Origin of the sequence: uncultured Eubacterium sp. (genome assembly GCF_934561735.1) — a bacterium.
Lineage (GTDB): Bacteria > Bacillota > Clostridia > Oscillospirales > Acutalibacteraceae > Eubacterium_R.
The window spans coordinates 76,637-94,769 of record NZ_CAKTGT010000005.1; the positions used below are offsets into that span (position 1 = coordinate 76,637).

12 protein-coding genes are annotated in these 18,133 nt (G+C 37.5%); 1 reads left to right on the forward strand and 11 read right to left on the reverse strand.

The genetic code is table 11. From position 1 onward, the window contains the following. Positions 1-78: 78 nt before the first annotated feature. From mltG to Q0E08_RS05735, 5 genes are all read right to left on the reverse strand, one after another. Complete coding sequence (gene mltG / locus Q0E08_RS05715) at positions 79-1,122, reverse strand: endolytic transglycosylase MltG (RefSeq protein WP_294777870.1); 1,044 nt, start codon at positions 1,120-1,122, stop codon at positions 79-81. A 1-nt stretch (position 1,123) separates the two neighbouring features. Beyond that, positions 1,124-2,923 (reverse strand): ABC transporter ATP-binding protein, encoded by a 1,800-nt coding sequence (locus Q0E08_RS05720; RefSeq protein ID WP_294777872.1) that lies wholly within the window; start codon positions 2,921-2,923, stop codon positions 1,124-1,126. Continuing rightward, entirely contained in the window at positions 2,916-4,739 is a 1,824-nt protein-coding gene (locus tag Q0E08_RS05725; RefSeq protein ID WP_294777874.1) for an ABC transporter ATP-binding protein, read from the reverse strand. Before Q0E08_RS05725 ends, Q0E08_RS05720 begins: the two co-directional genes overlap by 8 nt. A 303-nt stretch (positions 4,740-5,042) precedes the next feature. Continuing rightward, positions 5,043-5,954, reverse strand: a complete 912-nt coding sequence (locus tag Q0E08_RS05730; RefSeq protein WP_294777877.1) for an alpha/beta hydrolase fold domain-containing protein — start codon at positions 5,952-5,954, stop codon at positions 5,043-5,045. Next, positions 5,951-6,940 carry a phosphotransferase family protein gene (locus tag Q0E08_RS05735; RefSeq protein ID WP_294777879.1) on the reverse strand — a complete coding sequence of 330 codons (990 nt, stop codon included), beginning with the start codon at positions 6,938-6,940 and terminating at the stop codon, positions 5,951-5,953. Before Q0E08_RS05735 ends, Q0E08_RS05730 begins: the two co-directional genes overlap by 4 nt. Before the next feature lie 130 nt (positions 6,941-7,070). Between Q0E08_RS05735 and Q0E08_RS05740 the strand changes: the two genes are divergently transcribed. Continuing rightward, entirely contained in the window at positions 7,071-7,799 is a 729-nt protein-coding gene (locus Q0E08_RS05740) for an AraC family transcriptional regulator (RefSeq protein WP_294777881.1), read from the forward strand. Positions 7,800-7,859: 60 nt separating this feature from the next. Here Q0E08_RS05740 and Q0E08_RS05745 read toward each other — a convergent pair whose 3' ends face one another. From Q0E08_RS05745 to Q0E08_RS05770, 6 genes are all read right to left on the reverse strand, one after another. Then, the gene (locus Q0E08_RS05745) at positions 7,860-11,744 is read right to left on the reverse strand and encodes a hypothetical protein (RefSeq protein ID WP_294777883.1); all 3,885 of its coding nucleotides are present in this window, start codon (positions 11,742-11,744) and stop codon (positions 7,860-7,862) included. Positions 11,745-11,960: 216 nt separating this feature from the next. Next, positions 11,961-12,494 (reverse strand): hypothetical protein, encoded by a 534-nt coding sequence (locus Q0E08_RS05750; protein WP_294777885.1) that lies wholly within the window; start codon positions 12,492-12,494, stop codon positions 11,961-11,963. A 126-nt stretch (positions 12,495-12,620) separates the two neighbouring features. Beyond that, a complete protein-coding gene (locus tag Q0E08_RS05755; RefSeq protein ID WP_294777887.1) occupies positions 12,621-13,652 on the reverse strand; it encodes a leucine-rich repeat domain-containing protein in 1,032 nt (343 codons plus the stop codon). A 150-nt stretch (positions 13,653-13,802) separates the two neighbouring features. After that, positions 13,803-15,308 carry a CoA-acylating methylmalonate-semialdehyde dehydrogenase gene (locus Q0E08_RS05760; RefSeq protein ID WP_294777889.1) on the reverse strand — a complete coding sequence of 502 codons (1,506 nt, stop codon included), beginning with the start codon at positions 15,306-15,308 and terminating at the stop codon, positions 13,803-13,805. A gap of 77 nt (positions 15,309-15,385) precedes the next feature. Next, positions 15,386-16,801, reverse strand: coding sequence for a pyruvate kinase (pyk, locus tag Q0E08_RS05765; RefSeq protein ID WP_294777891.1), 1,416 nt, complete (start codon positions 16,799-16,801; stop codon positions 15,386-15,388). Positions 16,802-16,921: 120 nt separating this feature from the next. Beyond that, complete coding sequence (locus tag Q0E08_RS05770; RefSeq protein WP_294777893.1) at positions 16,922-18,133, reverse strand: nucleotidyltransferase family protein; 1,212 nt, start codon at positions 18,131-18,133, stop codon at positions 16,922-16,924.

Consider the following 18,133-nt stretch of genomic DNA (forward strand, 5'->3'; position numbering starts at 1 on the left):
TTTTCATTATTATAGGGATAATATTTAACAAAAAAAGGCTATCCGCTTTGTGCAGATAGCCTAAAATGTGTTGTTTTATTACTTCCACGGATATTTCTTTTGAAGAGCAACAAACTCATCATAATCCTTTGCAAAATGGAATTCCTGTTGCAAATCGGAAAAGAAATACAAATAGTCTGTTTTAGGATAATTTACTACGGCATCGATTATATCGGAGCCGCTGTTTGAAATAGGTCCTGCCGGGAGTCCCGGACAACGATAGGTATAATACGCATCGTATACTTTTTGTGAAAATCCGTAGTCATCACGCAAATCACGAACATAAAAATATGTTACATCCGACTGAAGCTTTGAGCCTTTTTTTAGTCTGTTCATAAAGACCGAAGCAATGTTCTTTGCGGAACTTTGACCGAGTGCTTCCTCCTGCACAACAGACGCAAGAGTTATAAGTTCATACATAGTCATATCGTTATCTTGGCAGAACTTTTCCATATCATCGGTTATGCGATAATCAAACGCATCAAGCATTTGTTCGGCAATGTCCCTCGGTTCGCTGTTCATAGCAAAATCATAAGTTGCCGGGAACAAAAAGCCCTCCAATTTGTATGCAATCAAATCCGAATCCGGAACGGTTTTAAGAAAATCGTAATCAAATCCGTCGGTTGACTTGCAAACTTCAAGAAAATCCGCAGCCTTGCAAATTCCGTTTTCTTCCAAAATATCGGCAATCTGCATTGCGTTTGTACCCTCCGGAATGCAAACCTTTACCGCCTTGTGAGAAATATCGGGATTTTGCAATTTTTCGGCAATTTCCTCATAACTCATCGAAGCGGTCATATTATACTCACCGTTGATATATTCAAAATCGGGATAGTGGTTGCTCATCCAATTTGTCCACACAACATCGGAGCAAACAATTTTGTTGTTGGCAAGTTTTTGACCGACTTCGTACTCAAAATCCTTCTTTTCAATAACAAGAGTATATGTGTCGTCCGATTGATTTTTGCCCAAAATATCATTGTTTATCTGCGTGTAAAAATATATGGCAGCAACGCCTGCTATAATTACAATCAGTATAATAAACAATATCAGCGGCAGTTTTGATTTTTTGCGTTTTGGCATTTTATCCCTCCGTGTAATACTTTTCGGCTTGAAGATTGAACATATACGCATATGTTCCGCCTTGGTTCATCAATTCTTCATGGCTTCCCTGCTCAATAATTTCGCCGTTTTCCATAACATAAATTTTATCTGCATTGACGGTGGTGGACAACCTGTGCGAAATGAAAATCACGGTTTTGTCATCCGATGCTTCAATCATAGCCTGATTGAGATTGTGCTCGGCAACCGGGTCAAGATTTGCCGACGGCTCGTCAAGTATTGCATAAGGACAATTTTTATAAAATGTTCTTGCAACGGCGACCTTTTGGCTCTCGCCGCCCGACAGCATTGCACCGTTGTCGTCAAACTCACGGAGAAGTTCTGTTTCAGTTGAATTCTTCATTTTTTTATCAAATCCGCTGTGCGACAACGAGGACAAAACCCTGCCCTTGTCATAATCAACATCAAGTGCCACATTTTCGCCGAGAGAAGCAGAAAAAATCTGAAAATCCTGAAAGACAGCCGAAAATCTATCCCTATGCGACTGAACATTCACAGAGCGAATATCCTCGCCGTCAATCAAAATTTGACCCTCTGTTACATCATACAATCGAAGCAGTAGGTTTGTCAAGGTTGTTTTTCCCGCACCGTTGTATCCGACAAGGGCAATTTTCTCTTTTGGATGAACGGTCAGGTTAATATTTTTAAGCGTTGGCTTGTCGTTGCCCGGATATGTGAACGACACATTTTTGAGTTCAATCGTTTTAGGCTCGCCGCAAAGCGCAACATCATCGCCGTCTTTGATTTTATGGTCGGCTTTGAGAAAACCTCTGAATTTTTCAATAATCTTTGCACGCTCTTCAAACCTTGCAATCGCCCAAACGGTAAGGAAATTTACGCTCATGGCGATTGAATATGCACCGTTGAATGTTGCCACAAAATCGCCTGCCGAAACGCTTTTTTTGACCATAACAAGATAGCCGAGATACAGCGGAAGTGCAAGCATAGAGCCTATAATCTGCACGCCGATTTCCTGCACACAGTAAAGGCGTGAAATCTTTGTCCAATACTTATCCTGATTTTTGATAACATCATCGGCGGCATCGTTGTAGCGGTCTATAAGAAGCGGATGAATGTTGTTCATTCTGACTTCTTTGGCATAATCCTGCAAGTAGAAAATACGCTGAAAATAGTCACTTCTGCGGTGATATTTTGTATTTTCAATCTGTCGTTGAGTTTGAAGATTGCCGATAACCTTTGACAACGGCATAAATATTGCAATAGGAAGAAGTACTATCACCAAGCACAAAGGGTCAATGGTGAGAAGTACGCCCGATATTGCAATGAGCGACACTGCATTACCGAAATAATTGCGGACAAGTCCCAAGAGGCTTTGAATATTATCGCTCGATGACTCAATGGTTAAAATAAAACTGTTGTAAAATTCGGGATTATCGTACGATTCAAGGTCAAGCGATTTTGCTTTTTCGTACAAAGCTTTATTAAGAGCATAGTAGCACTTTTCCTTTTCGACATTCCACATAAATTCACGGAAAAGCCACGAAAGCAAACGGCTCAAGATAATAACAAGTGCAATAACTCCGATTGCCCAAAAAATACGATTGAGCCTTTCACCCGAAGTCATAACATCAATAATGTACTTCATACCGACAACGCCGATAAGACTGTTGGGCACATTTGCAAGAATTCCCCACACAAATTCACCGATAACGAGGAGCGGCGAAGCCTTGAACATAAGTTTGATGAAAAACAGCATATTTGAAATAAGCGAATGTTCTGTTTTTTCTTTTTTCTTATTCATTTTCAATCGCCTCCTTGTTGTAATTTGAAGCCTGAAGCGTAAACATCTCGCTGTACATTCCGCCGTTTGCCATAAGGTCGGTATGTGTTCCGCTTTCAATAATATTACCGTTATCAAGCACAATAATTCTGTCTGCCATAGCGGCACTTGAAAGCCTGTGAGAAATGTACACAACGGTTTTATCTTTTGTTACACGGGTCAAATTGTCGTACATCTCGCTTTCGGCGATTGGGTCGAGTGCGGAGCTCGGCTCGTCAAGAACGGCAACATCAAAATCACGGGCAAACAACCTTGCCGTTGAAACTTTTTGATTTTCACCGCCGGAAAGACCTGCACCGTTTTCGTCAAACTCTCGGGTAAGAACCGTATCTCCGCCGTTTGCGAATGTGTTGATTTTCTTCCACGCACCGCTGTTTTTAAGGGCATTTTCGGCAAAAGCCTTGTCCTCATCCGTACAAGGACGGCACATAACATTTTCAAACACGGAAACGGCAAAATTCTTGTAATCCTGAAACACCGTTGCAAAAACATTTCTGTAAGGTTCAAGCTCGTATTCCCTGATATTTACGCCGTTATACAAAATCTCGCCCTCGGTTGCGTCATAAAATCGGAGCATCAATTTTAAAAGCGTTGATTTGCCCGCACCATTGATGCCCACAACGGCAAGCGTTTCGCCTTTTGTAAGCTTAAAGTTGATGTTTTGAAGCGAATATTTGTCTGCACTCGGATATTTGAAGCTGACATTTTTGAATTCAAGGCTTTCAAACGGTTTCGGTTTTTCGGTACCCGAAGTAACGGCAGGTTCATATTCAAAGAAGTCACGCAGATTTTGAAAATACAGAGCCATTTGGTTCATTTCGTCAAAACAATCTGTAATATCAAGCGTTACATCACGCACGGAATTTATTGATGACAGCACAACGCTGAAGCCCGAAACAGTCAAATTACCCTTGACAACAAACTCATATCCGGCATAAAGATAACTGCCGATAATAGGAATAAACTCCTCAAAAAGCGAACTTACCATACTGTAAAGGAACAAACCGACACCGTATTTTTTAAGAATTACGATATTTGAATCAATCGCCGCTTCAAACCTTTTCATCAGCACGGCAAATATGTTTGATGTACGAATATCCTTTGAATATTCACGCAAAAATACAGTGCGTTGAACATAGGCTTTTATGCGGTTATTCGTTGTCATTTCCATATCACGCTTGTAAACATATTTGCTCTTTGCAGTTTCGACAACAAACACCAAAAACACAGGCACAAGGAACAAAAGATATACGGGATTAATTGCGGAAATCGTTGCAAACACGCAAATTACTGATGTAATTTCGGCAATAATGCTTGCCAAATCATAGCAAATAATATCAAAATATCCCGATGTCAAAACAAGGGTTGCACGCTGATATTTGTCATAAAAAGCAGGGTCCTCATAGCAAGCGACATCAAGCGATTGTGCTTTATCAAACACTTTGTTATTGAGCACTTTCAGGATGTTTTTTGTTGCCCGTTTTTCCAATTTCATACCCCAAAAGCTGACAACCTTGCACAAAACCGACACGGCGGCAAAAGCCAAAAGAGCACGCACATATGTGGCAAAATCACGATTGCCGGTGATAATCTCAAGCAAGATTTTAAGGAACAAAACATTCCTGATAAAGAACGAAAACACGCAAAACATTCCCTCTTGCATAAGATAACCGATAAGCAGTTTTTTATCTGCCTGCCAGCACAGTTTTATGGCATAGATAACATTTTTAACCACAGGAACATTTTGCTGTTCCTTGTCAATCTTAATAAATCTCATTGTTTCTCCTCTCCAAACAAAAAATACCGTCGGAAAACCGACGGCATAATTTTATAACATCATTGATACAAAATTAATTTACGGCTCCGAAAAGCCTTTGCAAGCGGACGGACCGATGCAAAGGACATATTTTGATTTAGCATAATAATGGGGTCTTGAATAATATCTCATCTTCATTCTGTCCGCCTCCTTTCGTAAATTAAAGTAAATATTTGACAGTTAAATTGTTATCACTATAACACATTAGAATATTCGTGTCAAGAAAAACTTAGAATCACCAATTCATAATTGACAGAATATTAATTAAATTATCTCTTTAATTCGTTTAAACACATTTCTTGATTCGGGCAAAAATCTTAACATTTGAAAATCATGGAACATATTTTCATAATCAAAAAGATAAGTTTCAACGCCCTCGGATTTGAGTTTTTCATATGCCGTAAAGCTGTCGCTTTGTCCTAAATCGGCAGAACCGGAAACCAATATCGTTTTTGGAAAATCGGCAAAACTTCCAAAGCAAGGTGACAAATAAGGATTGTATAAATCTTCGCCCTGTGCATAAAGCGTTATCCTATGAATTTTATCTTTAGCTTCTTCATACGAAATTCTTTTTGGAATACCGTAAAACGGGTCACGATAGCAATTTTCTTTATATGACGAACCCGAATTTGACAAATCGCCCCAAAAAGAAAACAGAATAACGGAATTTGGCAAAGGCTTTGCATTATCCCGTAATTTCATACAAAGAGACACTGCCATATTTGCACCACAACTATCACCTATTACAACAATATCATTTGCATTTTCATTTTTAAGAACGCTCAAATAACAATTATAAACATCATCAAGCGGTATCGGAAATCTAACATCGGGATACACTCTGTAATCAACATTATAGACGGTTGCATTATTAAATAATCTGCTGTAATAAACAGATTCTCTGCGATAAAAATCCGTAAGTTTTACCTTAAAACTACCGCCGTGAATATGAAAAATTACTCTTTTTGAAGCATTTCTGTTTGGTATTATTTTTTCAAGATAACATTCTCCGCATTTTACTCTTTCTGTTCTGAATCCAATCGGATGAAAATGTGATTTTTTGTTGTTCGATTTATTTGCAAGAGTGGAAGAGCGTGTTGCACTTTTTTCATATTTTGAATGACAAACAAAGCACAAAACACTTGTTACAATTTTTGAAGTTAACGATTGTTTCATTTTAGTCCTCGGCTCAAAATTTTGAGAGAATTTTTATACAAAAACAAGCAAGAAAAAACATTTCTCCACCAACCAAAGTGATGCGGTGTGTATCTGTAATACTTTTCTGCTTCCTGCACCAAAGCCAAATATCCAATACCAAATGCAAAGCGAATCATTTCTTCTTTTGAACAGTTCACCATAGTTTTTGCAATTTTATTATAGGCAGATAAAGTCGTTTCTTTTTTGTCTAACATTTTAGCAAATTCTAAATTTGCAAAGTCAAACATACAATCGCCCCAAAAACTTCTTTCGGGGTCAATAATTATTAACTTTAAACTGTCTTTGTTTTTCACGCACAAAATATTACCATACCATAAATCGAAATTTACCATAGACGCAGGAACATTTTTTAATATATCCTTATATTTTTCTGCGTAAAACAACAACTTCTTACCTCGCTTTGTATACCTGCCTGTTCTTTCGATATCTTGAATTAAATTTTCTATCATACTTTTCAATGCAAGATACCAATTATCATATAATTCATTTTGCAAATAGCCGAATTTATCATTTGACACCTTATGGAATTTTGCCGTTATTCTTGCAATTTCTTCGCAACACCAACGCCGTTCTTCTGTTGATAACTTGGCATTATTTAACTGTTCGCCGTCCATTCTTTCCATTATAAAATAATCCGACGGAAAAACAGTATGCGAAAAATCTTTGTAATAAACATACGGAACTTTAACATCGGTATGTGTTCTGACTTGTGCGTACCAAAACACTTCGCCTCTCATCATATCCTGTTCATATGTGAGTATTCCTGTTTTATCAAGCGGAGAAACTTTCAACACATAATTTCCCATATCGGTAACAACATCAAAAACAGCATTATACTCACCGTCACCCAACTTACTATAGCTTTTTACTTTGCCCAAACAAGCATTATCAAACATTACTTGAATTTGCTCTGCCGAAACATCAGGTTTTGTCCTGCTAATCATACGAACACCTCCTCGTGTATGACTCTATGTTATCGTCCGTCACAGCACTTTAATATAAATATTCCGATATTTATATAATAATTCCTTGAATGTTTTAAAATTATATGATAATGTATAATCGGTGATTAAAATGAGCAAATATAAAATCAACATATTGGACGAAAGCCATATTTTTGAGGAGCGTGAAAACGGAATAACACATAGTCCGTATAAGGCAGAAATCGAATTCTTATCCGCTGTGAAAAAAGGCAGTCGCACAGATGTCAAAAATTTAATAAACGATATAGAAAAAAACGGCATAAACATTGGCAAAATGTCTGCTGACGACATAAAGCAAATGCAATATTGGGCAGTTGCGGTGTTCACTTTGATGACAAGAGCGGCTATTGAAGGCGGGTTGGACGAAACGACTGCTTACAATTATTCCGATAACTGCATTATGACTATTGACAAATTTACAAGAACAGATGAAATTGTAAGTTTTTTAATTCAAAGCAGCATAAAACTTACGGATATGGTTGCAGAAAGCAGAGAAAACAGCGTGTATCCACAGCCGATAAGAAAATGCCTGCACTACATCAACACTAATCTGCACGAAAAATTAGACATTTCAACACTTGCAAACGAATGTGGATTATCCGACGATTATCTTTCTTTTCTGTTCAAAAAGAATTTGGGAGTAAATCTTTCAAGATACATAAGAAGTCAACGACTTCAAGCATCAAAAGAAATGCTCAAAGGCAATTATACAATATCCGACATTGCATATTATTTAGGCTTTTGTTCCGAAAGTTATTTTATATCATGCTTCAAAAAAGAATTCGGCAAAACTCCGAAAAAATTCCGAAATCAACTGTAATAATATTAAAATTGTTTGCAACAAGTCAAGACCTCCGGCTTAGCCGGAGGTCTTGACTAATCAAACGGATTGTCCCAATCGGATTTTTTCGGCTCTGCCATAGCGGAGCATTTGGTCAACAAGCGATTTGAGCTTAACATTATTCTTTACCGTTGAGCCCGTTGCATAGGATTCAACACTGTATTGAAGCATATTTGACACCTGCGTACCGTTTTTAAACACAGTCAGATAAAACGGTGTTGAGAACTGATCTGCCTTGAGAACCGTGCAATCAACATAGTACGCTCTCTTATCACTTGCCGAGCCGTTTGTTTGAGTGAACCAATCCGGATGTTCGGCATAAGTAAATTCGGTATTTTGACCGTTAACAGTCCAACGGAATGTATAATCGTTTATACTTGTCGAACTTGAAATTTCAACCTTAATTCTCGGAATAACTTTGCCCTCGAGAAGCATAGAAGCCGATTTGAAATTCACTTCATTTTTAGCAATTCCGTTAGGGTTAAGCTGATATTTTGAATTTGCAACATTGCTGTAATCCAAAGTATCGGTTGTGTGGAGCTTCTTTTGTTCGTCCGTAAGGTCCGAAGTAACAAGATTATCGGTATTGTATCCTCTGTATTTTTGGTACTCTTCGCCGTAGTAAAGGAGTTCTACAAGAAGCGATTTGAGGTTTTGGCTTGGGGTTTTGTTAAGTTGAGTATAGCAATAATTCTTGATTGAATATGTTACCGGGTGACCCTTGCACTCGATTCCGTCGGAAGTAACACCATACGGAGTGATAGTAACCTCATCGGCAAACTTTTCCGGTGAAATCTTGTCAAAATCATAATATGTACGGTCGGTAGTTGTCTTTGCTGACGGTTCGGTCAAATCGTAGCTTTCGCCGCCGAATTCAACTCGAATAAAGCTTGATTCAAACGGTGATGTTCGGGATTTATCAATACCGATATTAAGTGTAACCGAAGCGTCAAGAACTACCGAAGCACTGTTTGCACGAAGCAAGCCTGTGCCGACAATCGTTTTTGTTTCGCTTTTGCCACATTCGGAACAAGTGCGTGTTGCCGTTCCGTCGGTGTAATCGGTTTTGGAATTATATTCCGCATCGTTGTTGTAGTGCCAATCGGACCAAATATGTGTATGAGGAGAAGCACTTACTATTTTTACCGTATATTCGGTTTTATTGCCGTATTTTGCGAGTGTTAAATAAAAGGTTGCGTCACCTACTCCGGAAAAATAATTAATTTCATCTTCAATTTCAAGAATTTCGTTATTTTCATCTACAAAATTTTCTCCGTCAAACTTGTAAACAATTTTTTCACCTGTTTTGTAAGTTACGGTAACAATATCACCTTCATTATACGGTGGATAATAAACCCAATCGGTTCCATTATCATCATATCCATGCGTCCATTGAACAATTTCATAAGGCTTTACAGGTGAAAGCGTTACAGATTCAACCGGACTTTCTACAATAGTAACAGGATATTGAATAGATTTGTTATAATCATTTAATGTGATTTCAAACTTCGCATCGGAAAGATTATTCTTCTTAACTTCAAAGCCCAAATGGCTTTGTTCATTGACGTGCAATATATTTGAATTTGCATCAATAAATTCATATCGCGAAGAAGAATAGGTATAATCAACGGTTGTTCCGTCTTTATAATTTACGGTTATAACATCGCCGTTGTTAAATTTAGGGTTATAAAACCACCAGTAATAATTATCATTTTTTTCTATATGTTGTTCATCATACAACTCATACGGCTTTACAGGTTTAAGTTCAAACGAAGCAATCGGATTTTCTACAATTTCAACTTCAACATCTGTAGATATATTAAGTTCATCAACATTCAATTTGAAAGTTGTTTTACCCAAACCGGTAACTTTTTCATTACTTCGAAAATAAGCACGCAAACGCTCATTGTTATTAAAAAATCCCGTTCTGTCATCGTTTTCTTCATAAACATATGTCTTTGTGGTATTATCTTTATAATTAACGGTTAATTTGTCACCTACATTAAAATCAGGACTGTGATAAACGAAATTATCACTTTCATCTTCATAATATCCATTTGTTTTTTCCATAATTTTATACGGTTTTATCGGTGACAAAGATACAGAAGCCACAGGATTTTCTATAATAGTTACCGGCACGGATGCCGTAGCAAGCAAATGGAGTTTTCCGAATGAATCATATTTAGAAAAATTTACAGTAAAAGAGGTTTCACCTGTTCCATCAAAACTAAAACTACTACTATCTAAATAATATTCGTTACCGTCATCCTCCCATGTATAAAATTCAAAAATGTCAGAACCTGAGATTTTATAGACTTTTGATGTGCCGTTTGAATAATTAACAGAAATTTTATCGCCTTCTTTGAAGTATGGCGAGTTATATCTCCATTCGCCGCCATCATCAAATCCGTGTGTTTTTTCCATAATTTCATATTTTGATGACGGAATAACACTGAATGATTTTACCGGATTTTCTACAATTTCAACTTCAACATCAGTTGATACATTATATTCCTCAAGAATCATTTTAAAGGTTGTTTTACCCAAACCGGTAACTTTTTCGTTATCTTCAAAACCAACACGCAAACGCTCACCGTTATTATAGAAATCCCATTCGTCATCGTTATATTCGAAAACATAAGTTTTTGTTGTATTATCTTTATAATTAACGATTAATTTATCACCTTCATTAAAATCAGGACCGAAATAAACGAAGCTATTGCTTTCATCGTCGTCATATCCATTTGTTTTTTCTATAATTTCATATGGAATTATCGGTAACAAAGATATTGAAGCAATCGGATTTTCTACAATTTCAACTTCAACATCCTTAGATACATTATATTCATCAACAGTCATTTTAAAGGTTGTTTTACCCAAGCCGGTAACTTTTTCGTTATCTTCAAAATAAGCACACAAACGCTCACCGTTATTATAAAATCCCGATCTGCCATTGTTATCTTTATAAACATAGGTTTTTGTTGTATTATCTATATATTTAACGATTAATTTGTCACCTACATTAAAATCAGGACCATAATAAACGAAATTATTACTTTCTCCTTCATAATACCCATTTGTTTTTTCTATAATTTTATACGGTTTTATCGGTGAAAAGAATACAGAAGCCACAGTATTTTCTATAATAGTCACCGGCACGGATGTCGTAGCAAGCAATTTATTATTACCGTTTGGTTCATTTTTTTCATAAAGACTTACGGTAAAAGAAGTTTCACCTGTTCCGTTAAAGCTAAAATTATTTTCTTCTAAAACATATACATCTTTACCGACTTCATCATCATATATATAAAAGGTAGAACTGTCTGAACCCGAAATGCCATAGACTTTTGATGTACCGTTTGAATAATTAACAGAAATTTTATCGCCTTCTTTGAAGTATGGCGAGTTATATCTCCATTCGCCGCCATTATCATATCCATGTGTTTTTTCCATAATTTCATATTTTGATGACGGAATAACACTGAATGATTTTACCGGATTTTCTACAATCTTGACAGGAATTGCAAGATCATAATTGTAATCTTGAAGTAAAATATAAGCAGTTGTTTCACCCAATCCGTCAAAATAGAAACTATAATAGCTTAAATTCAGATAAGAATAATCGGAATTACAGAAACCAACATATTCATATGTATATGTATCAGTTGTACCGTCGCTGAACTCAATATTTATCGCATCGCCATCACTAAAATCATGGGGTGCCCAATAATAACCTTTTCCGGTTGTTTTATCATAACCCCCGTATGCGCCTTCATAAATTTCGCAAACAGTTGACGAAACAAAAGTTGCCGACTTAATCTGCTTTGATGAGCTTTCATCAGACGCAAGTGCAGACAAATTAACGCTTGACAAAACGCTTAAAAGCATAACAATCGACATAATTAAGCTAACAATTTTTTTCATATCGTTTCTCCTAAAATAAAAATTAACAAAAAAAGTATATCATCGTGCACAAATTATGTCAATAAAAAGCTTGCAACAAACAACTTTTGCATTGTGTATGATAAAATAAAGTCACCGACTCACAAAGACGCCGTGTTAATACTCCGACAGAGTACAATTTAAAAGAAAGTCCCTATGGTGAACCGAAATTCATCATAGGGGTTGTTTATTACCAAATTATATTTTTTTAGAAATCAATTGTCCACATTTTAGGCACCGATTGATACTTTTACTTTGAATATTGCCGCAATTAGGACAAAGATGTTCATTCTCATTTGGTATTCTGTCTTTTAAGTTTTCGCTAAATTGTTCAACTACCTTATTATCCAAAGCATTTGAACAGGAAGCACAATAATCACCGTCACCCGAAAAAGGCTTTCCGCATTTTACGCAATACTTTTTGATATTTTTATCTGCGGAATGCTGCTTATTTGACGGATTTGATATATCTTCCATATCAGATTTATAATCAAGTTTTCTCATTTTATCTTCAATAGAAAAAATGCTTTCGGCAACTTCAACAAACATCATAACAAGAGGCATAAAAACAGCAATTACAAGAACGCCCGCAAAAAGTATGCCGATAAACGCCAAAAAACCGCCAAAGCCTTCTATTTCGGAGCTTGCAATTATCGCTCCTATAAAGGAAGCTAAAATCGCAACAGCCGAAAAAAGTATAGTGATTGTTTTTACAATTTTTGTCCAAATCATTGTCAGTTCTCCTTTTATTATCATTAATAAAAGACTATCAAATTCAAAACACCGTGTCAATACTCCGACAGAGTACAATTTAAAAGAAAGTCCCTATGGTAAAAACGAATTCACCATAGGGTGTTTTTACTTTGTCTTTACACTTTTAACCTTTGACCATTTTGAATAAACATACTTGCCCTTAACTTTTTTAAACGAACGAATACGGACATAGTATTTTTTCTTTGATTTTAATTTTTTAAGCGTACTTTGGTATGCAGTCGGGCTGTTAATCATTCCGTTGTAATATTTCTTTGTAAATTTTTTATTTGTTGAAAACTGAATATGATAACCCGATGCACCGCTGACGGTTGTCCATGAAACAACTATGCTCTTTTTCTTTCCCTTGATACTTTTAATTGTAGGATATTTTGTCTTTTTTACCGTTTTCTTTGTTGTATTATTTTTAACGGTAGTTGCCGAGCTGTTATTTGACGGTAAGGTTGTATTAGGCTCATCGATTGCAAAATGAATGTTAGCATTTAACAACGGGCCATTACCTTTGTCGATTTTAATCTTATTCCATTGTGATTTTGAGCCGGAATAATAAACATCTTTGAGTGAATTATCTTCGGCAAACGAACGAAAGCCTATAAATGTAACACTTGCGGGAATACTGACGCTCTCAAGTTTTGGGCAATTTTCAAAAGCACTGTCGCAAATCATTTCAACTCCGCTCGGAACAGAGATACTTGTTAACGAAGTACAACCAATAAATTCATATTTTTGAATATATCTTATACTCGGAAGAGAAATACTCTTTAAAGAAGTACAGCCGGAAAAAACGCCGTAATCCATATATGTAACACTGCTTGGAACAGAAACATCGGTAAGCGAAGTGAAATCGGTAAAAAGATAATTACTGAGTGATGTTATGCCGTAGCCTATATTTAAGGTTTTGACATCTTGCTTAAAAGAATCCCACTGAAGTTCGGAAGCAAATTCCGTTTCACCGGAGCCTGAAAGCGAAAGTGTTTTACTTGACTTGTCATAATTCCAAGTTATATTCGGACCGCATTGACCGGAAGTTGCAGTTGCCGCATACGCAGTCAAATTAAATCCCGACATTACGCCGACAAGCATTACAAACGACATCAATAAACTAATAATTTTTTTCATATTTACATCTCCTTTGATAATACAATTAATATTTTTGCACAGAAAGAAGAAAATTACAATATGTTACCTGTATGTTACCCAAAACAAAATTTAGGTAACGCAAAAAAGAGGCTGCGTTGCCGCAACCTCTTTGAATAAATAAATTTTAAATTAAAGGAGACCGTCCCAGGTGTCAACTTCTTTTGCTTTCATTTCTTCCTCATCAAACCAATGTTGAGTTACAGACTTGCTTTCTGTAAAGAAGCGATAAGCATCCTTGCCGAGGCAATGAAGATCGCCGAAGAATGATTGCTTGTGACCGCTGAACGGAATGAAGCCGACCGGTACAGGAATACCTACATTGATACCAACCTGACCGCCATCTGTAAATCTTGCAAACTGGCGAGCGTAGTAACCGCTTTGAGTATAAATAACGGAGCCGTTTGCATACGGATTGTTGTTCATAAGTTCAAGACCTTCTTCAAAAGTCTTTACTCTCTTAATGCAAAGAACAGGACCGAATACCTCGTCACGACCGATTGTCATATCCTCGGTTACATTATCAAATACCGTAGGACCTACAAAGTAGCCGTTTTTACATTCAGCCGGAAGTTCCGGATTTCTGCCGTCAACAACAAGCGTTGCACCCTCGTTAACGCCCTTTTCAATATCTGCAAGAACTTCCTTATAGTGCTTTTCATAAGTAATAGGACCGAGGCGAGTACCCTTATCCCACGCAAGTCCGCAATTAACCGATGCGATTTGTTTTTTAAGTTCTGCAACGAATTTATCGGCAATGCTGTCCTGAACAACACAGCATGAAAGAGCCATACATCTTTGACCGCCGCAACCGAAAGCGGAATTGATAACACCGGCAACCGTTCTTTCAAGAGCACAATCCTCAAGAACAAGAGCGTGGTTCTTTGCCTGACAGAGAGCCTGACATCTCTTGCCCGATGCGGCAGCTCTTTCGTATACCTTAAGTCCGACAGGAGTTGAGCCTACAAATGTAACGCCCTTTATATCCGGATGGTCAAGAATAGTGTTAACCTCGTTTCGTGAACAAGTAACAATATTTACAACGCCCTTCGGAATACCTGCTTCAACATAAAGTTCTGCAATACGCATAGCGGTTCTCGGAGTGAGAGAAGCGGCTTTGAGAACGATTGTGTTACCGCAAGCAACACAAACAGGAACCATCCAGCCGAACGGAATCATAGCCGGGAAGTTAACAGGAACTATACCTGCGAAAACGCCGATAGCTTCACGGTACTTAACCGTGTCAAAACCTGTTGATGCGTCCATAAGACTTTCGCCCATCATAAGCGACGGAGCCTGAGTTGCAAGTTCTGTACCCTCAATAGCTTTGCCGACATCACCTGCTGCCTCTGCCCAAGTTTTGCCGTTTTCTTCGCAAACAAGCATTGTAAGTTCATCAAGATGTTCATTAAGAAGTTCACGAACCTTATAAAGAACAGCGGCTCTTTTGCGTGCAGGAGTGTTTTTCCATGCAGGGAAAGCAGCCTTTGCGGCTTCGATTGCTTCAAGCACCTCGTCATTGGTGCAACAAGGAGCCTGTCCCGTAATTTCACCTGTTGACGGATTGTGCAAATCGTACCAAGTTTCTGCCTTTGAGTCCTTGAACTCGTTGTTTACAAAATACTTTAGTTTTTCCATATATAATTTACCCCTTTAAGAAATAAGTATTTACAAATTTATAATATCAATTTTATACCATTATGTCAAAGAAAAAATTAAACCTCGTGAACCTTGAGCATATTGGTTGTTCCGGAAATACCGAGCGGAATGCCTGCCGTAATAACCGCAAGGTCACCCTGCTTGAGAACGCCGGCGTTTTTTGAAACCTCTACGGCGTGATTGAAAAGTTCATCGGTATTGTTTTTAAGTTCGCACATAACAGGCATTACACCCCAAGAAAGCACAAGCTGACGGAATACCCTCTCATCGGTTGTTGCACCGACAATTTGAGTAAACGGTCTGAAGCGTGAAATCATCCTTGCCGTTGTTCCGCTTTTTGTAACCGTTACGATAGCAACCGCATTGAGGTCATGTGCCGTAGTAACCGTTGCGTGAGAAATTGCAGTTGTAACATCCTCGTTTGACGGACGCTGATTAAAACGCAGTTTATAATCAATATCCGCTTCTGTAGTTAAAGCGATTTTATCCATAATTTTTACCGCTTCAACGGGATGCTTGCCGACTGCCGACTCACCCGAAAGCATAATTGCAGAAGTGCCGTCATAAATAGCGTTGGCAACATCGGTGATTTCTGCTCTTGTAGGTCTTGGATTTTCTATCATAGATTCAAGCATTTGAGTTGCGGTAACAACAATTTTACCTGCTTTATATACTTTTTCGATAATTTTCTTTTGAATAGACGGAATTTGCTCAAACGGAACCTCAACACCGAGATCGCCGCGAGCAACCATAATACCGTCGGCGGAATCGATAATCTCATCAATGTTATCGAGGCCCTGACGATTTTCGATTTTTGCAATTATTTTTGGAGTTTTCCATCCGATAGCCTCAAGATAATTACGCATAATGGTAATATCCGTTGCACTTCTGCAAAACGATGCGGCTATAAAATCAAAATCCATTTTTTTGCCGAAATTCAAATCATTCATATCCTTTTGCGAAAGATAAGGCATATTAAGATTTACATCGGGAACATTGACGCCCTTATGATTTGTAAGAAGTCCGCCGTCAACAACAGTACAATAAATATCCTTGCCGACAACCTTGTTTACAGTCATAGACATAAGGCCGTCATTGATAAGAATGGTTGTACCCGGATGAACATCGTTTGGAAGTCCGTCATAATTTATATAGCTTTTTTCGGCAGTACCGAGGCACTCCTCTGTTGTAAGAATAAAGCTGTCACCTGTTTTAATCTCCACGCCTTCGGGATTTTCAAAATTGCCGAGTCTGATTTCCGGACCTTTTGTATCAAGCAATGTTGCTATAGGAAGACCGAGTTCTTCACGAAGTGCAACAACTTCTTTGAATCTGTCCTCATGAGTTTCATATTCGCCGTGGCTGAAGTTGAAACGGGCAACATTCATACCACTTTTCATCATTTGGCGAAGCACATCCATATCATCGGTCGCAGGACCTATGGTACAAATAATTTTTGTTTTTCTCATCATATATAATTACCTCTTTTATTACTGAAAAAACGACAATTTCTATCTTTTGTAAAAAAATAAAAATTCAAAATCTATTTTAGCACAATCAAAATAAAATGCAATAACTATAACAATTTTTTATTAATATTTTTTATAATCCAGCCCGATTTCTTTAAACACTGTTTTGCCCTGATCAATTTCTTCCTGTGAAATATCGTTGATAACTTCAACTTCACTCTTGATTTTTTCAATCTTTTTCTTCGGTGCAAAAACGAGAAGAACTATTCTTGCAAACCACAAAAACGGAAGCAAAAACGGCAATTTGTGTTTAATATTAAATCTTGAGTAAAGTTCTTTGTCTGACGGGAACACCCTGTCTTTAAAATATTTTTTTCTGTCGGTTTGACCGTAAGTTGCTTCATTTTTCATCATATTAAGCACATTATTGTTGCGATGAAAACCGTACTCGTTATTATCAAGAATGTATTTTTGAGCATTTTGCGTTGTACCGTCGTCTGCCCTGTTGCCAAACCATATATCGGCGATTTTTACAAGTGCGGTGTTGAATTCATTAAGACCTGCCGCAAGCAAGCGTGAGTTCATCTTGAACTGTTCTTCCTTTGACAGTTTATGCCACAAAACATATATATCGGCTATATTTTTAACGCCAATGCCCTTTGAAAACATATTTTTTACAAAATGGCCGATATTAAAATAATACAAATCAAAGAGGCTCATTTTATACAAACCTTTTGTATCGGTCGGCAAAAGTGCGTTCCAATCAACTATGAAATCCTCATAATGCACATGCTTGGGGTGCATAAATTCAAAATGTACTTCAACATAAATGTCCTTGTTGTCTTCTCTTTTATAACCGTCAACCTGACCGTCATCGAGAACATCGGCAACATAGCCGTTGGCAAGCATAACCTGTTTGACAACATCACGCTGAATCTTTGAGCCGTCGGTTTTCACCAAAAAATCTATATCGCCCATTGCCCTCATATCCGGTTCGGGATAATACGAACGAATTTGACTGCCTTTAAGCGGGCAAACATCAAAACCTCGGGATGTGAAAATATGCGTAAGACGCTCAATTTCCATCTCCTGATAGGCTGTTTGACGAAGAAGCACTCCGTAATCCGAATACCATTGTGATAAAAGTTCGGTTGGCGGCTTGTTATTAAGTTTTTCAATACTGTACCACAAAATATTTTGCACAGAGTGTCTGCGGGCAATCAAAAAAACATTTTCAAACACAACCTCAGGCGGTTTTTCCTTTGGTTGAGTGCCGTTAAGAGCACATTTTGCAAGGTGCAGAAAATAGCCATAATCTGTGTTAATATCAAACAT

Coding starts and splice junctions, on each gene's coding strand:
- mltG (WP_294777870.1), bottom strand. CDS start 1,122: ATGCCAAAACGCAAAAAATCAAAACTGCCGCTGATATTGTTTATTATA.
- Q0E08_RS05720 (WP_294777872.1), bottom strand. CDS start 2,923: ATGAATAAGAAAAAAGAAAAAACAGAACATTCGCTTATTTCAAATATG.
- Q0E08_RS05725 (WP_294777874.1), bottom strand. CDS start 4,739: ATGAGATTTATTAAGATTGACAAGGAACAGCAAAATGTTCCTGTGGTT.
- Q0E08_RS05730 (WP_294777877.1), bottom strand. CDS start 5,954: ATGAAACAATCGTTAACTTCAAAAATTGTAACAAGTGTTTTGTGCTTT.
- Q0E08_RS05735 (WP_294777879.1), bottom strand. CDS start 6,940: ATGATTAGCAGGACAAAACCTGATGTTTCGGCAGAGCAAATTCAAGTA.
- Q0E08_RS05740 (WP_294777881.1), top strand. CDS start 7,071: ATGAGCAAATATAAAATCAACATATTGGACGAAAGCCATATTTTTGAG.
- Q0E08_RS05745 (WP_294777883.1), bottom strand. CDS start 11,744: ATGAAAAAAATTGTTAGCTTAATTATGTCGATTGTTATGCTTTTAAGC.
- Q0E08_RS05750 (WP_294777885.1), bottom strand. CDS start 12,494: ATGATTTGGACAAAAATTGTAAAAACAATCACTATACTTTTTTCGGCT.
- Q0E08_RS05755 (WP_294777887.1), bottom strand. CDS start 13,652: ATGAAAAAAATTATTAGTTTATTGATGTCGTTTGTAATGCTTGTCGGC.
- Q0E08_RS05760 (WP_294777889.1), bottom strand. CDS start 15,308: ATGGAAAAACTAAAGTATTTTGTAAACAACGAGTTCAAGGACTCAAAG.
- pyk (WP_294777891.1), bottom strand. CDS start 16,801: ATGATGAGAAAAACAAAAATTATTTGTACCATAGGTCCTGCGACCGAT.
- Q0E08_RS05770 (WP_294777893.1), bottom strand. CDS start 18,133: ATGTTTGATATTAACACAGATTATGGCTATTTTCTGCACCTTGCAAAA.